This is a genomic window from Pseudomonas sp. LB3P58 (genome assembly GCF_054897895.1).
Genome location: NZ_JBUBVE010000001.1, coordinates 517265 through 534499 on the forward strand (window position 1 = coordinate 517265; position 17235 = coordinate 534499).

The 17235-nt window shown below is 59.5% G+C and carries 14 protein-coding genes; 7 read left to right on the forward strand and 7 right to left on the reverse strand.

What is annotated here, in order from left to right; genetic code table 11:
• Nucleotides 1-64: 64 nt before the first annotated feature.
• The 5 genes from ACYZTZ_RS02355 to ACYZTZ_RS02375 form a co-directional block, all read right to left on the reverse strand.
• Nucleotides 65-700: a lysoplasmalogenase gene (locus tag ACYZTZ_RS02355; protein ID WP_461997097.1), complete on the reverse strand. Its 636-nt coding sequence runs from the start codon at nucleotides 698-700 to the stop codon at nucleotides 65-67.
• 2 nt (nucleotides 701-702) lie between these two features.
• Nucleotides 703-1095, reverse strand: coding sequence for a protease inhibitor I42 family protein (locus ACYZTZ_RS02360; protein ID WP_461997098.1), 393 nt, complete (start codon nucleotides 1093-1095; stop codon nucleotides 703-705).
• A 218-nt stretch (nucleotides 1096-1313) separates the two neighbouring features.
• Entirely contained in the window at nucleotides 1314-3731 is a 2418-nt protein-coding gene (gene lon, locus ACYZTZ_RS02365) for an endopeptidase La (protein ID WP_095131615.1), read from the reverse strand.
• Nucleotides 3732-4339: 608 nt separating this feature from the next.
• A complete protein-coding gene (locus ACYZTZ_RS02370) occupies nucleotides 4340-6751 on the reverse strand; it encodes a glucose/quinate/shikimate family membrane-bound PQQ-dependent dehydrogenase (RefSeq protein ID WP_461997099.1) in 2412 nt (803 codons plus the stop codon).
• 211 nt (nucleotides 6752-6962) lie between these two features.
• Nucleotides 6963-8345, reverse strand: a complete 1383-nt coding sequence (locus tag ACYZTZ_RS02375) for a carbohydrate porin (RefSeq protein WP_461997100.1) — start codon at nucleotides 8343-8345, stop codon at nucleotides 6963-6965.
• A gap of 283 nt (nucleotides 8346-8628) precedes the next feature.
• Here ACYZTZ_RS02375 and ACYZTZ_RS02380 point away from each other — a divergent pair, with 283 nt between their 5' ends.
• Nucleotides 8629-8859 (forward strand): VF530 family protein, encoded by a 231-nt coding sequence (locus tag ACYZTZ_RS02380; protein WP_007944895.1) that lies wholly within the window; start codon nucleotides 8629-8631, stop codon nucleotides 8857-8859.
• 2 nt (nucleotides 8860-8861) lie between these two features.
• Nucleotides 8862-9518: a Pr6Pr family membrane protein gene (locus tag ACYZTZ_RS02385; protein ID WP_461997101.1), complete on the forward strand. Its 657-nt coding sequence runs from the start codon at nucleotides 8862-8864 to the stop codon at nucleotides 9516-9518.
• Between the two features lie 15 nt (nucleotides 9519-9533).
• Here ACYZTZ_RS02385 and ACYZTZ_RS02390 read toward each other — a convergent pair whose 3' ends face one another.
• Both ACYZTZ_RS02390 and ACYZTZ_RS02395 read right to left on the reverse strand, forming a co-directional pair.
• Nucleotides 9534-10319, reverse strand: a complete 786-nt coding sequence (locus ACYZTZ_RS02390; protein WP_461997102.1) for a siderophore-interacting protein — start codon at nucleotides 10317-10319, stop codon at nucleotides 9534-9536.
• Nucleotides 10316-10906 (reverse strand): PadR family transcriptional regulator, encoded by a 591-nt coding sequence (locus ACYZTZ_RS02395; protein WP_461997103.1) that lies wholly within the window; start codon nucleotides 10904-10906, stop codon nucleotides 10316-10318. The genes ACYZTZ_RS02390 and ACYZTZ_RS02395 overlap by 4 nt, the downstream gene beginning before the upstream one ends.
• A 503-nt stretch (nucleotides 10907-11409) precedes the next feature.
• On the opposite strand from ACYZTZ_RS02395, the gene ACYZTZ_RS02400 reads away from it, so the two are divergent.
• The 5 genes from ACYZTZ_RS02400 to ACYZTZ_RS02420 all read left to right on the forward strand — a co-directional run bounded on the left by ACYZTZ_RS02400 (nucleotide 11410) and on the right by ACYZTZ_RS02420 (nucleotide 17215).
• Nucleotides 11410-11895: a CS1 type fimbrial major subunit gene (locus ACYZTZ_RS02400; protein ID WP_461997104.1), complete on the forward strand. Its 486-nt coding sequence runs from the start codon at nucleotides 11410-11412 to the stop codon at nucleotides 11893-11895.
• 106 nt (nucleotides 11896-12001) lie between these two features.
• The gene (locus ACYZTZ_RS02405) at nucleotides 12002-14524 is read left to right on the forward strand and encodes a TcfC E-set like domain-containing protein (RefSeq protein ID WP_461997105.1); all 2523 of its coding nucleotides are present in this window, start codon (nucleotides 12002-12004) and stop codon (nucleotides 14522-14524) included.
• A 59-nt stretch (nucleotides 14525-14583) separates the two neighbouring features.
• Entirely contained in the window at nucleotides 14584-15324 is a 741-nt protein-coding gene (locus ACYZTZ_RS02410; protein WP_461997106.1) for a molecular chaperone, read from the forward strand.
• A 46-nt stretch (nucleotides 15325-15370) separates the two neighbouring features.
• Nucleotides 15371-15859 (forward strand): CS1 type fimbrial major subunit, encoded by a 489-nt coding sequence (locus ACYZTZ_RS02415; protein WP_461997107.1) that lies wholly within the window; start codon nucleotides 15371-15373, stop codon nucleotides 15857-15859.
• A gap of 9 nt (nucleotides 15860-15868) precedes the next feature.
• On the forward strand, nucleotides 15869-17215 hold the full coding sequence (locus ACYZTZ_RS02420) for a hypothetical protein (protein WP_461997108.1): 1347 nt from the start codon (nucleotides 15869-15871) through the stop codon (nucleotides 17213-17215).
• Nucleotides 17216-17235 lie beyond the last annotated feature (20 nt).

Here is a 17235-nt window from a genome sequence, read left to right on the forward strand (position 1 = left end):
CGTCGGACACAAGAAGTGCGTTTAACACTAATCAAATGTGGGAGCGGGCTTGCTCGCGAAGGATTCAGCGCGGTTTCGGGCCGAACGCCGAGGCCGCAATCCCCCATTGCCCCAGCCAGTAGCTGAGGATGATGACGTAAGGTGCGGCATGAAACGGCGCGACGAATCGATTGATGCCAATCACGCTGTCAGAGAATACAAACGCCACCGCACCTGCCGCCGCCAGCAGCGCCGAGCGTTTGGGCACGTCGGTGCCGAGTCGGGCCAGCGCCCGCCAAAGCATGGCGCTGATGGCCAGACCGTAGACGATCACCGGGATGAGCAGCGGACCCAGCCCATTGGAGATCAAGATCCCCAACAACACCGCGCCGACGCCCAAAGCGATGATCAGCGGTAACAGCGCCGCCCGCCGACAATCGCTCAAATAGGCCTTCAGATACGCCAAGTGGGCGACCAAAAACGCCCCAAGCCCAAACACAAACAAATCCCCGGGCCATGCCAATAACACATCACCGAGCAGGGAGAAAATCAGTCCGAGGCTGATCCAGCGACGGTATTCGCTGGGCGGTGCGTCATGCAACCAGCCGAGCAAGGCCAAAACCGGCAATGGCTTGACCAGCAGGCAAAGCAACGCCGCATGCACGCTGACGCCGTAGAGGAACGTCACCGCGCCCATCAGCGCCAGAATCAGCCAGCCCACGATCAGTTAACCGAGATCGCGCAGTCGAAGGTTTCCACGGCCGGTACTTCCGGTGCCCATGGCTGTGAGTAGGTCAGGCGCAAACGGCCCGTGCCAGCGGTGAAGGACTGGAAGCGCCAGGTCGAAATGCCGGCGCTGCCGACGATCCCCGCGTCTTCCGGATTGCTGTAAACCTCGGGGCTGAGTGCGCGTAATACGCCACCGGCCGAATCCTGGATCGCCCAGCGGTAACCCGTGGTCGGGTTGCTCGGCAGGGTCAGGATCAGGTTTTGCCCGCTGTGCAGATTTACCGGGCATTCGCTTTGTTTTTCCACGGTCACGTTCTGTTTCGGTTGCGTGGCGCACGCGGCCAGCAAGGAGAGGGCGAGGGGGACAAACAGGCGGGTGGGGGACATAAGGTCAGTGGCTCCGGCATTCACGACGAACGGCGAGCATAACCGAGTTGAGACAAAGTGTGACAGCGCTGGGGATTTGCGCCGTTAGTGCCGACGCCTTCGTCGGAACGCCGCCCGGAGCAGGCTCGCTCCCACAATGGATTGAGATAACCCTGTGGGAGCGAGCTTGCTCCGGGCGGCGTTCCGACGATAGCGGTGGTGCAGGCGCTAGATGATTATCAGAACAAAATCTTCGCCACATCCGCAAAGCGCTTGGCGAAGTGCACGGTAATCCCTTCCTTCAGATAGTCCGGCAATTCTTCAAAGCTACCGCGATTAGGCTCCGGCAGGATCAATTCGAAGATCTTCTGCCGCCGCGCGGCAATCACCTTCTCGCGCACCCCGCCAATCGGCAGTACATGCCCGGTCAGCGTCAGTTCGCCGGTCATGGCGATGCCTTTTTTCGGTGCCTGGTTTCGGGCGAGCGAGAGCAGGGCGCTGGCCATGGTCACGCCGGCACTCGGGCCGTCTTTCGGGGTGGCGCCTTCCGGGACGTGCAGGTGGACGAAGGCTTCGTCGAAGAACTTCGGATCACCGCCAAACGACTTCAGGTTGGAACTGACGTAGCTGTAGGCGATTTCCGCCGACTCCTTCATTACATCACCCAATTGCCCGGTGAGTTTGAAGCCACGATTCAGGGTGTGAATGCGCGTGGCTTCGATCGGCAAGGTCGCGCCGCCCATGCTGGTCCAGGCCAGCCCGGTGATGACACCAGTACCGGACAGCACTTGCTCGTTGCGGAAGACTGGATGGCCGAGTGAGGATTCGAGGTCTTTCGGGCCGAGCTTGATCACCGCTTTCGGCTCGTCGATCAGTTTCACAACGGCTTTGCGCACCAGTTTGCCCAGTTGTTTTTCCAACTGCCGCACGCCGGCTTCACGGGCGTATCCGTCGATCAACGCTTTGAGGGCGCTGTCGCTGATACTCAGGCTGCCTTTGGACACGCCGGCCTTTTCCAGTTGCTTCGGCCACAGGTGACGCTTGGCGATGGCGATTTTTTCTTCGGTGATGTAACCCGACAGGCGAATCACTTCCATCCGGTCCAGCAACGGGCCGGGGATCGAGTCCAGGGTGTTGGCGGTGCAGATGAACAGCACTTTCGACAGGTCCAGGCGCAAGTCCAGGTAGTGGTCGAGGAATTCGACGTTCTGTTCCGGGTCGAGGGTTTCCAGCAGCGCCGAGGCCGGGTCGCCCTGGTAGCTCTGGCCCATCTTGTCGATCTCGTCGAGCATGATCACCGGGTTCATCACTTCGACATCTTTCAACGCATGGACGAGTTTGCCCGGCTGCGCGCCGATGTAGGTGCGGCGATGGCCCTTGATCTCGGCTTCGTCGCGCATGCCGCCGAGGCTGAAGCGGTAGAACGGCCGACCGAGGGATTCGGCGATGGATTTGCCGACACTGGTTTTACCCACGCCCGGCGGGCCGACCAGCAGCACGATGGAGCCGCTGATCTCGCCTTTGTAGGCCCCGACGGCGAGGAACTCGAGGATGCGGTCCTTGATGTCGTCGAGGCCGGCATGGTGTTTGTCCAACACCTTGCGTGCGTGCTTGAGGTCAAGTTTGTCCTCGCCGTATACGCCCCACGGCACCGAGGTCGCCCAGTCGAGGTAGTTGCGGGTGACCGCGTACTCCGGCGAACCGGTCTCGAGGATCGACAGTTTGTTCATTTCCTCTTCGACGCGTTTTTGCGCCTGAGCGGGCAGAACCTTGCCTTCCAGGCGTTGCTCGAACTGTTCGATGTCAGCGCTGCGGTCGTCCTTGGTCAGGCCCAGCTCTTGCTGGATGACCTTGAGTTGTTCCTTGAGGAAGAACTCGCGCTGATGCTCGCCGATCTTGCGGTTAACTTCGGCGGAAATCTCTTTTTGCAGGCGTGCGACTTCGACTTCCTTGCGCAGCATCGGCAGGACTTTTTCCATGCGTTTGAGCATGGGTACGCAGTCGAGCACTTCCTGCAGTTCACTGCCGGTGGCCGAGGTCAGTGCCGCGGCGAAATCGGTCAGCGGCGACGGGTCGTTGGGGCTGAAGCGGTTGAGGTAGTTCTTCAGCTCTTCGCTGTACAGCGGGTTGAGCGGCAGCAGTTCCTTGATCGCGTTGATCAGCGCCATGCCGTAGGCCTTGACCTCGTCGGTCGGCTCGGTGGGCTGGTGCGGGTATTCGACTTCGACAAGATATGGCGGGCGATGGTGTTTGAGCCAGGTGCGGATGCGCACGCGAGTCAGGCCTTGGGCGACGAATTGCAGTTTGCCGTTTTCGCGACTGGCGTGGTGCACCTTGACCAGCGTGCCGTAGAGCGGCAGGGCCGAGGTGTCGAAATGGCGCGGATCTTCCTGGGGCGTGTCCATGTAGAACAGGGCCAGGGAGTGGTGATCGGATTTGCTCACCAGGTCGAGGGTTTCGGCCCATGGTTCTTCGTTGACGATGACCGGCAGTACTTGGGCCGGGAAGAACGGGCGGTTGTGGATCGGGATGATGTAGACCTTGTCCGGCAGGTTCTGGCCTGGCAGGGCGAGGCCTTTGCCGGTGGAGTGGTGTTCGGCGTTCTCTGGGTCGGCGTATTCGCTCGGGTCTTCGGGGAATTCTTGCTGGTCGCTCATGGGGCACCTGCGCAATTGGGTATGGGTGTTAGATGGGGCGGGTGGGGGGTGGTTTCAATGGGGCGGGATATTTCTGGGTGTGTGTTCAGGGTTTTGACAGGTGCGTTTGACTTGGCGGCCTTTGGGCCGACCATGTTGGTGGTTGACCGGGTGTATATCCGTTGCTGCGGTAACGGCGGCTTAGGTTTTCGCCCTTACGGCGACTCACTTTTTTGACAAACGCCTCAAAAAAGTAAGCAAAAAAACGCTCGCCCCGAGCGTCCGGCCCCTCGCTTAGGCTCGGCGTTCCTTCGTTCCGGCATTCATCTGGGGGCATCGCCTCCGGTCGGCTTCGCTTCGACCTCCTCTCGATGTGTTCGACTGCGTCGAACGGCGCTGCGCGCCTACCCCCCAGATGAACACCTCCACTCAGCCTCCCGATGGGGCGGGTGGATCAAGATCAAGAGCTGCAGGCGAGCTAACGCTCGGCCTGTTGAGTGGTGAGGGGCGAAAGGCTTACCCGATCCCCTGTGGGAGCGAGCTTGCTCCGGGCGGTGTGGCAGAAATGGCGGCCACAAAAAAGGCGACCCCCTCACAGGAGTCGCCTTTCCTTTAACCGCCGTTAAAACTTACTCGGACAGTTTGTACGCAATCACATAGTCACCTTGTTTGGTGCCCAGCGACCCGTGACCGCCTGCAACAACAAGCACGTATTGCTTGCCGTCCTTGCCGGTGTAGGTCATCGGCGTGGTTTGCGCGCCGGCTGGCAGGCGGCCTTCCCACAACTGCTTGCCGTTTTTCACGTCGTAGGCGCGCAGGTACTGGTCAAGGGTGCCGCTCAGGAAAGCGACGCCACCAGCGGTGGTGAAGGTGCCGCCCAGGCTTGGAACGCCCATGCTCAGCGGGATCGGAACCGGTGAGCTGTCGCGCACGGTGCCGTTTTTGTGTTTCCAGATGATTTTGCTGGTGGTCAGGTCGACCGCTGTCACGTAACCCCAGGCCGGTGCCTGGCATGGCAGGCCCATTGGCGAGAGCAGGGGCTCGAGGACGACGCCGTAGGGCGCGCCTTTGTTTGGCTGCACGCCTTCGGTTTCGCTTTTACGCGGGCCTTGGGCAGCGATTTCGGCGGCCGGGATCAGTTTCGATTTGAACGCCATGTAGTCCGGGTTCATGAAAGCGATCTGACGCACCGGATCAACCGAGATACCGCCCCAGTCGAACACGCCGAAGTTGCCTGGATACACGATCGAACCTTGCAGCGATGGCGGCGTGAACGGGCCGTCGTAGCGCAGGGATTTGAAGTCGATCCGGCAGATCAGTTGGTCGAACGGCGTGACGCCCCACATGTCGCGCTCTTTCAGCGGCGGCGGCATCAGGTTGAGGTCGGATTTCGGTTGGGTCGGCGAGGTGTGATCACCGGCGACAGCGCCTTGTGGCACCGGCACTTCGTTGATCGGCACGATGGCCTTGCCGGTGCTGCGGTCCAGCACGTAGATGCTGCCTTGCTTGGTGGACGCGAGTACCGCTGGCTTCACGCCGTCAGCGGTTTTCAGGTCCATCAGGGTTGGCTGGCCGCCGACGTCCATGTCCCACAGGTCGTGGTGGGTGAACTGGAAGTGCCAGCGCACCTTGCCGGTGGCGATGTCGAGGGCGGTCAGGCCGGCAGAGTGCAGTTCCGACTCAGGGGTACGCGCGCCACCGAACTGGTCCGGGGTCTGGTTGCCCATCGGCAGGTAAAGCATGCCGAGTTTTTCGTCGACGGCGAACATGGACCACATGTTCGGCGAGTTGCGGGTGTAGACCTTGCCTTCGGCAATCGGCGCGGTGTCGTCCGGGTTGCCACTGTCCCAGTTCCACACCAGTTTGCCAGTGTGCACGTCGAACGCGCGGATCACGCCGCTAGGCTCGTCGGTGGAGACGTTGTCGGTGACGTGGCCGCCAATCACCACCAGGTCTTTAGTGACCGCTGGAGGTGAGGTGGAGTAGTAGCCACCGGCCGTGAAGCTGCCGATGTTGGCGCGCAGATCAACCTGGCCCTTGTCGCCGAAGTCTTCGCACATCTTGCCGGTGTCGGCGTCGAGGGCGATCAGACGGGTGTCGGCAGTCGGCAGGAAGATCCGGCGTGGGCAGACGCTGCTGACCGGCGCAGGGCTGGCGGTGCCGGTCGGGCTTTGCTCGGAAGCGTAAGCGGCGTCATCGTGATACGACACGCCACGGCAGGTCATGTGCGCCCAACCCTTGAAGTTCGCCGCGTTTTGCGTGGAGAGCTTCGGATCGAAACGCCAGATTTCCTTGCCGGTGTCCGGGTCCAGCGCGATCACCTGGCTGTGTGGCGTGCAGACGTAGAGCATGCCGTTGACTTTCAGCGGGGTGTTTTCGGCGGTGGTTTCGCCCGGGTCGTTCGGCCCTGGCAGGTCGCCGGTGCGGAAGGTCCAGGCCGGAACGAGCTTGTTCGCGTTCTGCGGCGTGATCTGCGCCAGTGGCGAGTAACGATCGCCATGGGCGCTGCGGCCGTAGGAGTTCCAGTCACCGTCGGGCATGGCCGGGGCGGTGTTGGTCATGCCCGGCACGCTGTCGCGGTCCAGTTGGCCTTTGATTTCACCGGGGTTGGTGAACTGACTGGCGAGCGCGGCAACACCGGCAATCGCCACGGCAGCGCTGAGCGCACCCGTGCCGACCGGATTGAACTCACCGCGATGCAGCGGGCGGCGGACCCACGGCAGCAACATGACGATGCCGATGGCAAACAACATCGCCAGACGCGGCACCAGTTGCCACCAATCGAGGCCGACTTCCCACAGGGCCCAGACGGTGCTGGCGAACAGCACCGCAGCGTACAGGCCCAGCGCAGAGCGGCGAGCGGCAATCAGCAGCACGCCGGTCAGCGCCAGGCCGATACCGGCCAGCAGGTAATACAGCGAGCCGCCGAGCATGCTCAGCTTGATCCCCCCGGCCAGCATGGCCAGGCCCATTAGCAGAAGCAGGATACCGAGCAGGCTCGGCAACAGACGGCTTCGACTCAAAGCACCATCAGTGCTCATAGTGTGGTTCTCCGTGACGTTTTAAGTTGTCCCGCGCAAGTTCACTGTAGATGACGATCCGGTGCGGGCAGGGTTCATAGAAAAACTGTTTAGTTGATGCGGTCCTTGTGGGAGCGAGCCTGCTCGCGATGGCGGCTTAACATTCAGCATTGATGTCGACTGACATACCGCTATCGCGAGCAGGCTCGCTCCCACAGGTTTTGTGCGCGTCTTAAAAGGAAGAGGTGATCTTGATCCCGCCAATCAGCGCGTCATCGACCTTGTCCACGCCACCGGGGTGGCGGATGTATTGCAGGTTCGGGCGTACGGTCAGCCAGTTCGTGACGTGCACGCCGTAATAGAGTTCGGCGCTGTATTCGGTGTCCTGCGGTGGCAGGAAGGACGGGTTGTCGTAGTCGAAGACCGCGCGGGCCTGGTTGGTCGCCTCGGCGTTCTTGCGATAGGCCGGGTTGACGTGGACGCGAGCCAGGGCGAAACCGATGTCGTCCTTGGCGCGTGCATCGAACAAGCCTTTGTAGACGACGCCAGCCTGGACATAGTTGTCGATGGCGTTGGTCTTCTTGTCGTGCATCGTGCCGTTGGCGAACACGCTCAGGCCGCGGGAGTTGTCGCTGGCGCGGCGGGTGATCTGCTGCTGCACACCCAGCCACACGCCGTGTTTGCTCGACGCGCTGCGGTAAGCCTCGCCACTCAAGGCTGCCGGCTGACCGTTGCTGTCCTTGTAAGCGTCGGTGGCGTTGGCACTGCTGTAGTAATAACCGGCGCGGTATTCCCCCGGCAGGCCGTTGAGCTTCGGCGACCACACCAGCTCCACCGGCAGGATCGCGCCCTGGGTGCCGCTGCCGCTGAGCTTGAAGCCATTGTCGCGATCAAGGTTCGACGGGTTTTGCTCGTAGGCGCCGACCTGTGCGTACAGCTCCGGCGTCAGGTGATATTTAACGCGCATCGCCCATTGGCTGACCGGCCAGTTGTACCAGATGCCACCGACCCAGTTGCCGACCTGCGAGCCGCAGAACGCGAGGTTCTGGAAGTCGCAGGGGAAGCTGTTGAAGTCTTCGCCTTCGCCGAAACGGCCGACTTTGATGTCGAGCTTCTGATCGAAGAATTTCTGCTGATACCACATCTGCGTCAGGCGCCAGGTTTGCCCGCGACCCCAGACTTCCTGAGCCGAGGTGAACCCGCCCACGCGCGGATCGTTGATGCGGTCGTTGCTGATGTTGTTGCCGTTGCGCTCGGTGATGGTCAGCTGAAATTCGGCGTCGTCCCAGCCCAGAATCTTCTGCAAGTCCATGTGGGTGCCGAGGCCGAACTGGTCGCTGTAGCGAGCGGTGCGGTCATGGTCGTAACCGCCGTGCAGATTGCTGCCCATTTCGCCGGTGTAATCGACTTTGAAGTCGTAGCCTTTTTCCGAAAGTTCGGTGCGCGTGCCGTTCCAGTCGCCGAGCATCCACGGCGACTCGCTATCGAAGGCCGGAGTCGCCTGGGTGCAAGTGGCGAGGCCCAACGCGGTGAATCCGCCAATCAGGTTCAGGGCTTTTCGACCAGCAATAGCGGTGCAGACAGCGCTGTCTCGCTGAGTTTGAAGATAAGGCATAGGGGAAGTAATTCTGGGTCTTTTTCTGGGAAGTGAACTGAAGCGGCAGTATGTCGCGGGCAGCGGAACCGTTTCAGCTTGACGGGCGCAAGGATAATGACCTGTTACAAATAGAGAAAGCGCTTTTAACGACATGAATTCTTTCGTATTCGGTAACAGTGTCGGGAGGCGATCTTTGCGGGCTCACCTACATTTAACAGATAGCGCACAGAGCGCTTCCACCCGACCACACCCTCGGCTAAGGTGCGCGGCTTCCCATACTTTCACCGCTCGAAGGCCCGGCATGACCGAACAGAACAACAACCCGCTGCACGGCGTGACGCTGGAGCAAATCCTCAACGCGCTGGTTGAACACTACGAATGGTCGGGGCTGGCCGAGCGCATCGATATCCGCTGCTTCAAGAGTGACCCGAGCATCAAGTCGAGCCTGACTTTCCTGCGTAAAACCCCGTGGGCACGGGAGAAGGTCGAACGCTTGTACGTGAAGTTGATGCGCACCAAGCGACCGGTCTGAGCATGGTCAATCCTCCGACGCCAGGTTCTGCCGCGAGGCGTCGTGTTGTCGCCGTGGCTGCGGTGCTCGGCTGGGCGGGACTGAGCATTCAGCTGTACCTGATTCTCTACTCACGCTGGACACTGGCGGCCAGCCTGCTCGGTGGGCTGGTCAGCTTCTTTAGCTATTTCACCGTGCTGAGCAATACGCTGGTGGCGACCGTGCTGACGTGTGAGCTGACGTCCCGCGAGTCGGCGGCGCGCCGCTGGTTTTTGCAGCCGTGGGTGAGTAGTGGCATTGCCGTGAGCATCGCCGTGGTCGGCCTGGGGTACAACGTGTTGTTGCGCCATTTATGGCATCCGCAAGGCTGGCAATGGCTGGCCGATGAGCTGATGCATGACGTCATGCCACTTCTGTTTCTGGCTTATTGGTGGTGCTGTGTGCCGAAAGGCACGTTGCGACTGCGGCATATCGCGGCGTGGGTGATCTATCCAGTGGTGTACTTCGCGTATTCGTTGTGGCGCGGGCGTCTGCTGGCGGTTTATCCCTATCCGTTTATTGATGTCGGCAAGCTGGGTTATCCACAGGTGTTCGTGAATGCTGGCGGGTTGTTGGTGGGGTTTGTGGTGATTGCCTTGCTATTGATGGGTATCGACCGCCAGATTGGGCGGCGCCGATAGCACCGCCAGCACGAATCAATCTTCGTCGCTGTCATCCAGCCGCCAGTAGCCGACGGCTTTGACGGACTGCTCGTTAAGCCCGTGCTCATCCAGCAACACCCGGCGAATCTGCCGCGACACTTTGCTCTCGGTCGCCACCCAGGCGTACAGATTGCCGCTGGGCACTTGCAGCTGCTTCACGGTGGTCAGCAGGTTGTCCTTGCCGCCCTCGCGCAATACCCAGATCACATTGACTTGCGCGGCGCTTTCCAGACGTTGCTGCTCGGCGCCGTTCTCCACTTCGACGATCACCAATGCCCGGCGATTGGCCGCCAAACCTTCCAGCCGCCGAGCGATCGCGGGCAGGGCGGTTTCGTCACCGATCAGCAGGTAGCTGTCGAAGATGTCCGGCACGACCATCGAGCCCCGTGGCCCGCCGATGTGCAGGAATTGGCCGGGTTTGGCCTGCTCGGCCCAGGTCGCGGCAGGGCCGTCGCCGTGCAGCACGAAGTCGATGTCCAGTTCCAGCGTGTCGAGGTCGTAGCGGCGCGGTGTGTAGTCGCGCATCGCCGGCATCGGCTGATCGGTTTTTCCGGCGCCGAGCACGAGGGTTTCCAGCGCCGCTGTTTCTGCCGCGTTCTGTGGGAAAAGTAGCTTTACGTGGTCGTCCGTTCCGAGACTGACGAAGCCCGCCAGTTCCGGCCCGCCCAGCGTGATGCGGCGCATGCGTGGCGTCAGGTCGACCACCCGCAACACTTCCAGACGGCGGCGTTTGATCTCGTGGCTGACACGGTGGATGGTTTGCACGATCACTTCAGTCATTCGGCTTGCTCCTGGACGGGTTGAACGACAGGGCCATCGACGATGGCTTTGGCGGTGTTGTTAAGCAGGTCGCGTACCCGCAGGATTTCTTCCGGGCTCCAGCGGCCGTGATGCATCTGCAAGGCATGACGCAAGTTGTGCACGGCTTCGTGGATCTCGGCGGGGCGGTCATGGCCGCGCAATGAGCGCTTGCTGACCTCGATGCGCATCCGCACGCCGTCCAGTGCGATCGCCTGATCGCTTAACGACAGGCGTCCGGCATCGGTGATGGTGTAGCGTTTTTTACCGCCCTCGGCGTCGCCCAGGATCATCTCGCTTTCTTCAAGGAAGGTCAGGGTCGGGTAAATCACACCGGGGCTGGGGCTGTACGCGCCGTCGAACATGCTTTCGATCTGGCGGATCAGGTCATAGCCGTGGCAAGGCTGCTCGGCGATCAGCGCCAACAACAGTAATTTCAGGTCGCCGGGGGCGAACACCCGTGGTCCGCGTCCACCGCGTTCGCGGCCGGGGCCAGGGCGTTTCTCGAAGCCGTCGCGGCCGTCGCGGCCGTCGCTGTGTTCGCGGTGGGGGGAATGATGGTCTCTCATTTTCCTTCTCTCTCGTCGTATTTAGATACAACTTAAGATATATCTTAAGGTGTAAGCAAGACGTTTTTTGAGCAGCACCTTTCAGGCGACGAGTGGCAGGCAACCTGAACGTTGACGTTCAATTGGCCTGGCACGCTTATTCTTTAGTGACTGTGAGTTGAGAATTAATTAAAGTCATTGCTCTAATAATTATTGAGTTTATTTTATAAAAGTCCTCGAAAGCCCCAAGTTTGTTAGTTGAAAGCGCTGTATGGTTTTTCCAGTAAAACTGTAGGTAGGGCGCAGCCTACAGTTGTTGTGTTGTGATGCTTGTTTTTGTTCTTTTTTCTGGCGGGTCATGGGGGCGATTAACTACGCGATTGTCGGAAGTTGCTTGCTTATTTTCCAGAGCAAACAGTCGATCATGGTCTGGCGTTGGAAGTGCAGGTAAACATGACCGAACCTGGTCGGTGTTGTTTGAACTTTCAATGATCTAATCACTTAAAGAAAACAGGTACTAATCGATGTTCAAAAAAATCGCATTTGCTGCTCCTCTGGCCGTCCTGGCACTGGGTTCGTCCATGGCATTCGCCGCAGAACCGATTAACCAGGTCATCAACATCAAGGCGTTCGTTCCTACTTCGCTGTTCAATGTTGCGCCGCAAAACCCGGATTTCGGTCGTGACGAAACCATGACCCGGCAGGGCAGCGGTGATCTGACCACCGTACGTGGTCTCTTCAACATGAAACACACCGACCCGAAAGGTGCCATCAACGCACTGATCGATGGTGACGCGGCGCTGTACAACGGCCGTGACAGCATTCCATTGACGGTTACGATTGGTGGCGTTGAATTGGGCAGCACCACCACTGAAGTCGTCAACGAACTGGACTCCGTACCGGGCGTGCAACGGGAAATGATCATCAAGGCCCAAACGCCGACAGCGACCCAGACGGGTGATTACTCCACCAGTTTTGCCGTGGTATTCGAACCTGTTATCAAGCCGTAATTGAAATATCTTTTTGAATAAAGTTTTTTATTCAGCGGCCTTGCCCACTTGTCATCACTGGATGACAAGTGGGCGCCGAGTTCTTATGTAATTGAGATTTCAGATCATGTTTCCGATGACTCCCATCGCGACCGCGCTTGCACTTTTTTTTTGTGCCAGTGCCGTCGCTGCCCCCACTAACAACGACAACACACCGCGCAGTCTGCTTGCGCAGGCCAAAGGGTTGCCGGCGGAATTCGAAGAGCACTTCTTCGATGTGCCATTAGCGGTTCGGGTGGAGCGTGATCAGCAGTTTCTCGGTGAGGCGATGATCGTTTTGACCAAAGATGACCGTGTCACCCTGATAGATTTTACCGACGTCGGTGACAGTCGCATCCCCGCCAGTGAGCGAGAGGTCTGGGCCACTTACCTGAAGCAAGGCGTTGCCTTGGGTGCCTGCCAGGGCAGATGCCCCGAACAGATGCAGGCGGTGCATTACAACCTGCAGAACTCGCTGCTCTCGATGGCCACCGAAAATGCCGAGCGCGATGCCGAGACCCCGCGTTATTACGAATTACCCGAGGGCGGCAGTACTGGCCTGATCGTGCGCAACCAGCTCAACCTCAATGGTGGCCAGGATCAGGACCTGGGTGGGCGCTATGGTCTTGAGGCCAGCAGCAGCCTGGGTAACTGGACCCAGCGGGTGAACCTGCAACTGGCCCGGCTCGGTGGCCCGGATGACAAGCTCTATCACGCGGTTCACGAGTTATACAGCCAGCGGGAATTGCAGGGCAGTTTTCTGCGACTCGGCTATTTCACCCCCAACTCCGAAGGTCTTACCCGACAACTGCGCTCGTTTGGTGCCAGCCCCGATACGGCAGCAGGCCTGATGTACGGCAGCTCTGACAGTCTGGCGATCAACAGCTCGGCGCCCAGCGTTTATCCGATCTACGTCACGGCCAACCGCCAGGCATCGGTGGAGATTTTTCGCAACGGCGTCTTGATCAACACCCAGGCCGTCGGTGCTGGCCTGCAAACCCTCGATACGCGGTCATTGCCCGGCGGCATCTACGAAGTCGAGGTGCGGTTGATCGAAGACGGCCAGATCACCTCGACCACCCAGGAGCTGGTGTACAAACCCACCAACTGGCGCAACCACGATGAGCGCTGGCGCTACAGCCTGTTCGCCGGCCAGGAAAGCAAATTGCTGAGCAATTGGGATCAACAGTCCCATGGCGATTTGACGGCTGGTGCGGCAGTCAATTACCTGCTGCATCCGCGGGTGATTCTGGGGCTGTCGGCGCGTCAGCTGCAGGACAAACAGCAGTATGGTTCGTCGATCGACTGGACCCTGGCCAACAACACCAGCCTGTATGCCAACCTCTATCAAACCAAAGACCATGGCACCGGCATGGACCTGCAAGCCCTCTACAACTACGGCTCAGGCAATCTTTTCGCCACGCACACCCGCAGTTGGCTGGACACCACCCATACGTATGAAACCTTGCCGGACGGCACACGCATACGCCAGCGCAACGTGTTCACCGGCCAGACCAGCAACAGCTCACTGGCGATCAACCATCGGCTCAGCAGCAAGAATTCATTCAATGCTCGGGTTTCCTACAGTGAGGGCAACACGGAAGGTGTTGCGCTTGATCTGGGCTGGTCGCAAAGAACCCTGTTGTTCGGCAGTGACGCCAGTTGGCGCTTCTCGGTGTTCGACCGGCCGGGCAGTTTCAGCAGTGGCGACGAACGTAACCGCGGGGTCGACCTGAGCGTCAACGTGGCGCTCGGCGGACCGGGTGAACAATGGTCGGGCAGCATCGGCACTCGTACGGCCCGGGAAGGCGGACGCGACAACAACGGCTCGCTGACCTATAGCAAAACCCTTGAAGACCACGTTCTGCAAAACGTCTCGGTCACGGCCCTCGCCGACACTTATGGCGTGGGCCTTTCCGGACTCAGCAGTTTCCGGACCGACACGTTCAATGGCGATGCCTTCGTCCAGCGGTCGTCCTTCAACGGCAACTACACCGGCGGCTTGAACTTCGACAGCACCGTGGCCGTGGGCGGGCAGCACATCGTCATGAGCAGCGAGCAACACCGCGGTGGCGCCGGGATGATCATTGATGTGGAAACCGATCTCGATGAGATCGCCCTGCGAGCCGACGACTTCAGCGGCGGCAGTGCGACGTTGCGGCCCGGCCGCAACTACGTGCCGCTGACCGCCTACAAAATCGGTTCGGTCAGCTTCGACTTCGAAGGCAATCACGTGCCGTCGGCGAGCATTCAGCCGCCGCGCGCCCGCTATCACCTGAACAAGGGCGGGGTGGATTACAGAAAGATCACTGTGAGCAAAACCCTGACCGTGCTCGGTCGATTGCTCGACCCCCAGGGCAAGCCGCTCAAGGGGCACCACATCATCAATCATGCCAGTCGTGGGGTGACGGAAGTGGACGGTTTCTTCTCCATGGAAATGAACGCCGGTTCGCCGACGCTGGAAGTACGACGCGGCGAGCAATTGCTGTGTCAATTCCGGCTTGATCCGAGCAAGGCCCGCACTGAAAACGACCTGTTGCTGATCGGCGATCTTCGGTGCACCAGCGATACGTTGGCGCAGGGGGCCGACACCCTTCATGCACCGGGTTGATGAGCGATTCAAGGACTCAATCAAGGCTGCTCACAGATCACCACCAAGAGGACAAGAAAATGAATTATCGATGGGCACTGCTGTTTGCTGGCTGGTTGCCGCTGATGGCCAATGCGGGGCCGGCGATCAATGTCGGGGTGGTCTACGACTACCTGGACGCTGACAAAAGTACGTACTTGAAACGGGTGTTCAACGGCGGCGATGCCACGGCCTTCGTCAAGGTCAATATCCTGGAAATCGTCTATGACGCAGATGGCACCTCGCGGGAAATACCTCTGACGGCGCAGGCCGATATGGCTGCCCGCAACGGTCTGATGGCCAGCCCCGCGCGCTTGATCGTTCCGGCCAACGGCATGCAGGGCACCCGTCTGGTGTACATGGGCGAGCGGGACCGTGAGCGTTATTTCCGGGTGCGATTTGTGCCTGTCGTGCCGGAAAAGGAAGACGAGTTCGCCGTGTCCAGCGACGAGCGCGACGCGTACAAAAAAGGTCTGTCAGCCGGGGTCAATGTGCTGGCCGGTTACGGCACGATATTTTTTGTCCGGCCCGAGCAAACACGCTTCGACAGCATGATCGATGACGGCCCGGGTCAGTACCGGATCCGCAATCAAGGCAACTCGGTGGTGGTGATCGATGAGTTCAGGGACTGCTCGGCCAAGAGCGAATCCGACTGCCAGCCGACCACCAAGCATCACATCCTGCCGGGCCGCACATTCCAGTTCGACAAACAGAGCGGTCGCGAATATCGCTTCACGATGATCGAAGGCAAGGCTACGAAGGTGCTGGAGCTCAAGGGCTGAAGCTCGCTGCGCAAGCGCCCTTATTGACCGTGTCAGGTGACAAATCATGTTCAAGGCAACACTCGTAACTACATCGCTGGCGCTGCTCATTACGGTCAGTGGCGTCGTTCAGGCGACCACCTTCCGGGAAACCTTCGAGGTGGCGGTGACCATTCCCACCGCGGAGTTTTACGTGATCCCGTCGGAACCGGGCTGGATTCATCAGCAACAACTGCTGCCCTATAGCCCGATCACAAACCGGTTGGCTCCGTTGCGCAAAAACTTCGATGTGAAAAATACCCACGGCGGTATTTCCGCCAGGCTCAGTGTCGAGCCGTATCTGAGCAATGGCCAGGCCAGTGACGACATACCCTTGATCGTGACGTTCAACAGTAAGCGACTGACTGTGGACGCCGAAGAGGTGATTTCCGAACTGGATGGCCGGGCCGGCAGGCGCGTAGGTCTGGAAGTGGCCGCAGTGGAAGTGCCGAACGGTTATCCGCCGGGCAGTTACTACGGCAGCGTGCACATGATTTTCGAGGCCTTGGCGCCTTAGCTGGACGTGATGGAAAACGTTCTGAAGGTGAATCGCAAGACCGCCTTGAGAACGGCCACTTTGCTGCTTTTCAGGACCCAAATGATGGATTTGAACAAGAGAATCACAAAGAACCGTGCTTCGGGACTGGCTCTCGGGGCGTTGTTGTTTCTGCACACGCAGGCTGCCAGTGCCAATGACCTCGTCTATGAAATCGAGGCGTTTTTTGAGCCGAATGTGAACAAGCCGACTGAAAACATATTTAAAAATACGACGCCAATAAGCAGCATTTGCCGGGTTCATATTCCCACACAATGCAAAAGCCTGAACATTTTCAGTCTTCGATTTGACGGGTTTGCCGCAGACAGCACAGGGCCCTTTCTGGCCAATCATACAAACCCCAGAGAAGGAGCAATGTTCAAGGTTCCTTCGACGTTCAAAGACGTGGTGGTAACACATGTCGGTACGAACAGAACGGAGGTCGTTCAAATGCGGATTGCCGGCATCGGCTCGGCGTGGAAAATGCCTCGACCACCCGGGGTCAGCGCCTGGGGATTGGGGGAGGGAGGGGCGGGCTGGGACCGTCAATGGCGGGAAGCCCCCAGCCCGTGCGTGAGAACTGGCCATCTGGCGGCAGGCGTCCAAGACGCCAGTTTTTTCTGGATTGTGCCGGAGGGGGCGGGTGCCTGCAGCCGGCAACCGGTGCAGGCGGACGTCAATTGGTTCACTCTGCGCTCACTTGAATTTGCCTACGAACTCAAAACGCCCAATCCATTGGGGATGGCCGACGGGCAGTACACAGGCAGCACGAGTTATTCGGTGGGTCGAAACGAGGACTTCGATTTCGGTGATCTCATGAATGTCATGAGCGGTAATACTTTCCTATTCAACTTCACCCTCACTGTGAAGCATCAGCTGAAGATCGAGGTTCCACCAGGCGGCAATAAAGTCGAACTGGTTCCCCAGGGCGGCTGGCAAGCCTGGCTGAATCAAGGACGCAAACCGACGCGGTTGTTCAGGGACCAGACCTTCAGCGTTTCGTCCTCCTCGGCTTTTAAAATGACGTTGGAATGCCAGCATCAGGCTAACAACACCTGTGCCTTGAAGGATCCGGTGTCTGATCAGACGGTGGCGCTGGATATTGCCGTGAGCTTGCCCTATGGCTTGACCAGCCGTGGCGGAGAAGCCGTCAAAAGCCGTCCCTTGCGTCTGGATGGCGTTGGTACTGATTTCTTCCAGCCCTCTTTTTATGTGAGTCGTGGGGAGGGAACGCTGCACTTCGAAGTCGGACGCGACGAAGTCGAGAAAATGCTGGTATCGGGTGTTGCCAGTACGTATTCCGGCGATGTCACGGTTATCTGGGATTCGGAGGTTTGATAGAAAACTGCGGGAGCGAG

Excerpts from the sequence above, each read along its gene's own strand:
- ACYZTZ_RS02360 (WP_461997098.1), bottom strand. The coding sequence starts at position 1,095 with ATGTCCCCCACCCGCCTGTTTGTCCCCCTCGCCCTCTCCTTGCTGGCC.
- lon (WP_095131615.1), bottom strand. The coding sequence starts at position 3,731 with ATGAGCGACCAGCAAGAATTCCCCGAAGACCCGAGCGAATACGCCGAC.
- ACYZTZ_RS02370 (WP_461997099.1), bottom strand. The coding sequence starts at position 6,751 with ATGAGCACTGATGGTGCTTTGAGTCGAAGCCGTCTGTTGCCGAGCCTG.
- ACYZTZ_RS02375 (WP_461997100.1), bottom strand. The coding sequence starts at position 8,345 with ATGCCTTATCTTCAAACTCAGCGAGACAGCGCTGTCTGCACCGCTATT.
- ACYZTZ_RS02380 (WP_007944895.1), top strand. The coding sequence starts at position 8,629 with ATGACCGAACAGAACAACAACCCGCTGCACGGCGTGACGCTGGAGCAA.
- ACYZTZ_RS02385 (WP_461997101.1), top strand. The coding sequence starts at position 8,862 with ATGGTCAATCCTCCGACGCCAGGTTCTGCCGCGAGGCGTCGTGTTGTC.
- ACYZTZ_RS02390 (WP_461997102.1), bottom strand. The coding sequence starts at position 10,319 with ATGACTGAAGTGATCGTGCAAACCATCCACCGTGTCAGCCACGAGATC.
- ACYZTZ_RS02395 (WP_461997103.1), bottom strand. The coding sequence starts at position 10,906 with ATGAGAGACCATCATTCCCCCCACCGCGAACACAGCGACGGCCGCGAC.
- ACYZTZ_RS02400 (WP_461997104.1), top strand. The coding sequence starts at position 11,410 with ATGTTCAAAAAAATCGCATTTGCTGCTCCTCTGGCCGTCCTGGCACTG.
- ACYZTZ_RS02405 (WP_461997105.1), top strand. The coding sequence starts at position 12,002 with ATGTTTCCGATGACTCCCATCGCGACCGCGCTTGCACTTTTTTTTTGT.
- ACYZTZ_RS02410 (WP_461997106.1), top strand. The coding sequence starts at position 14,584 with ATGAATTATCGATGGGCACTGCTGTTTGCTGGCTGGTTGCCGCTGATG.
- ACYZTZ_RS02415 (WP_461997107.1), top strand. The coding sequence starts at position 15,371 with ATGTTCAAGGCAACACTCGTAACTACATCGCTGGCGCTGCTCATTACG.
- ACYZTZ_RS02420 (WP_461997108.1), top strand. The coding sequence starts at position 15,869 with ATGGAAAACGTTCTGAAGGTGAATCGCAAGACCGCCTTGAGAACGGCC.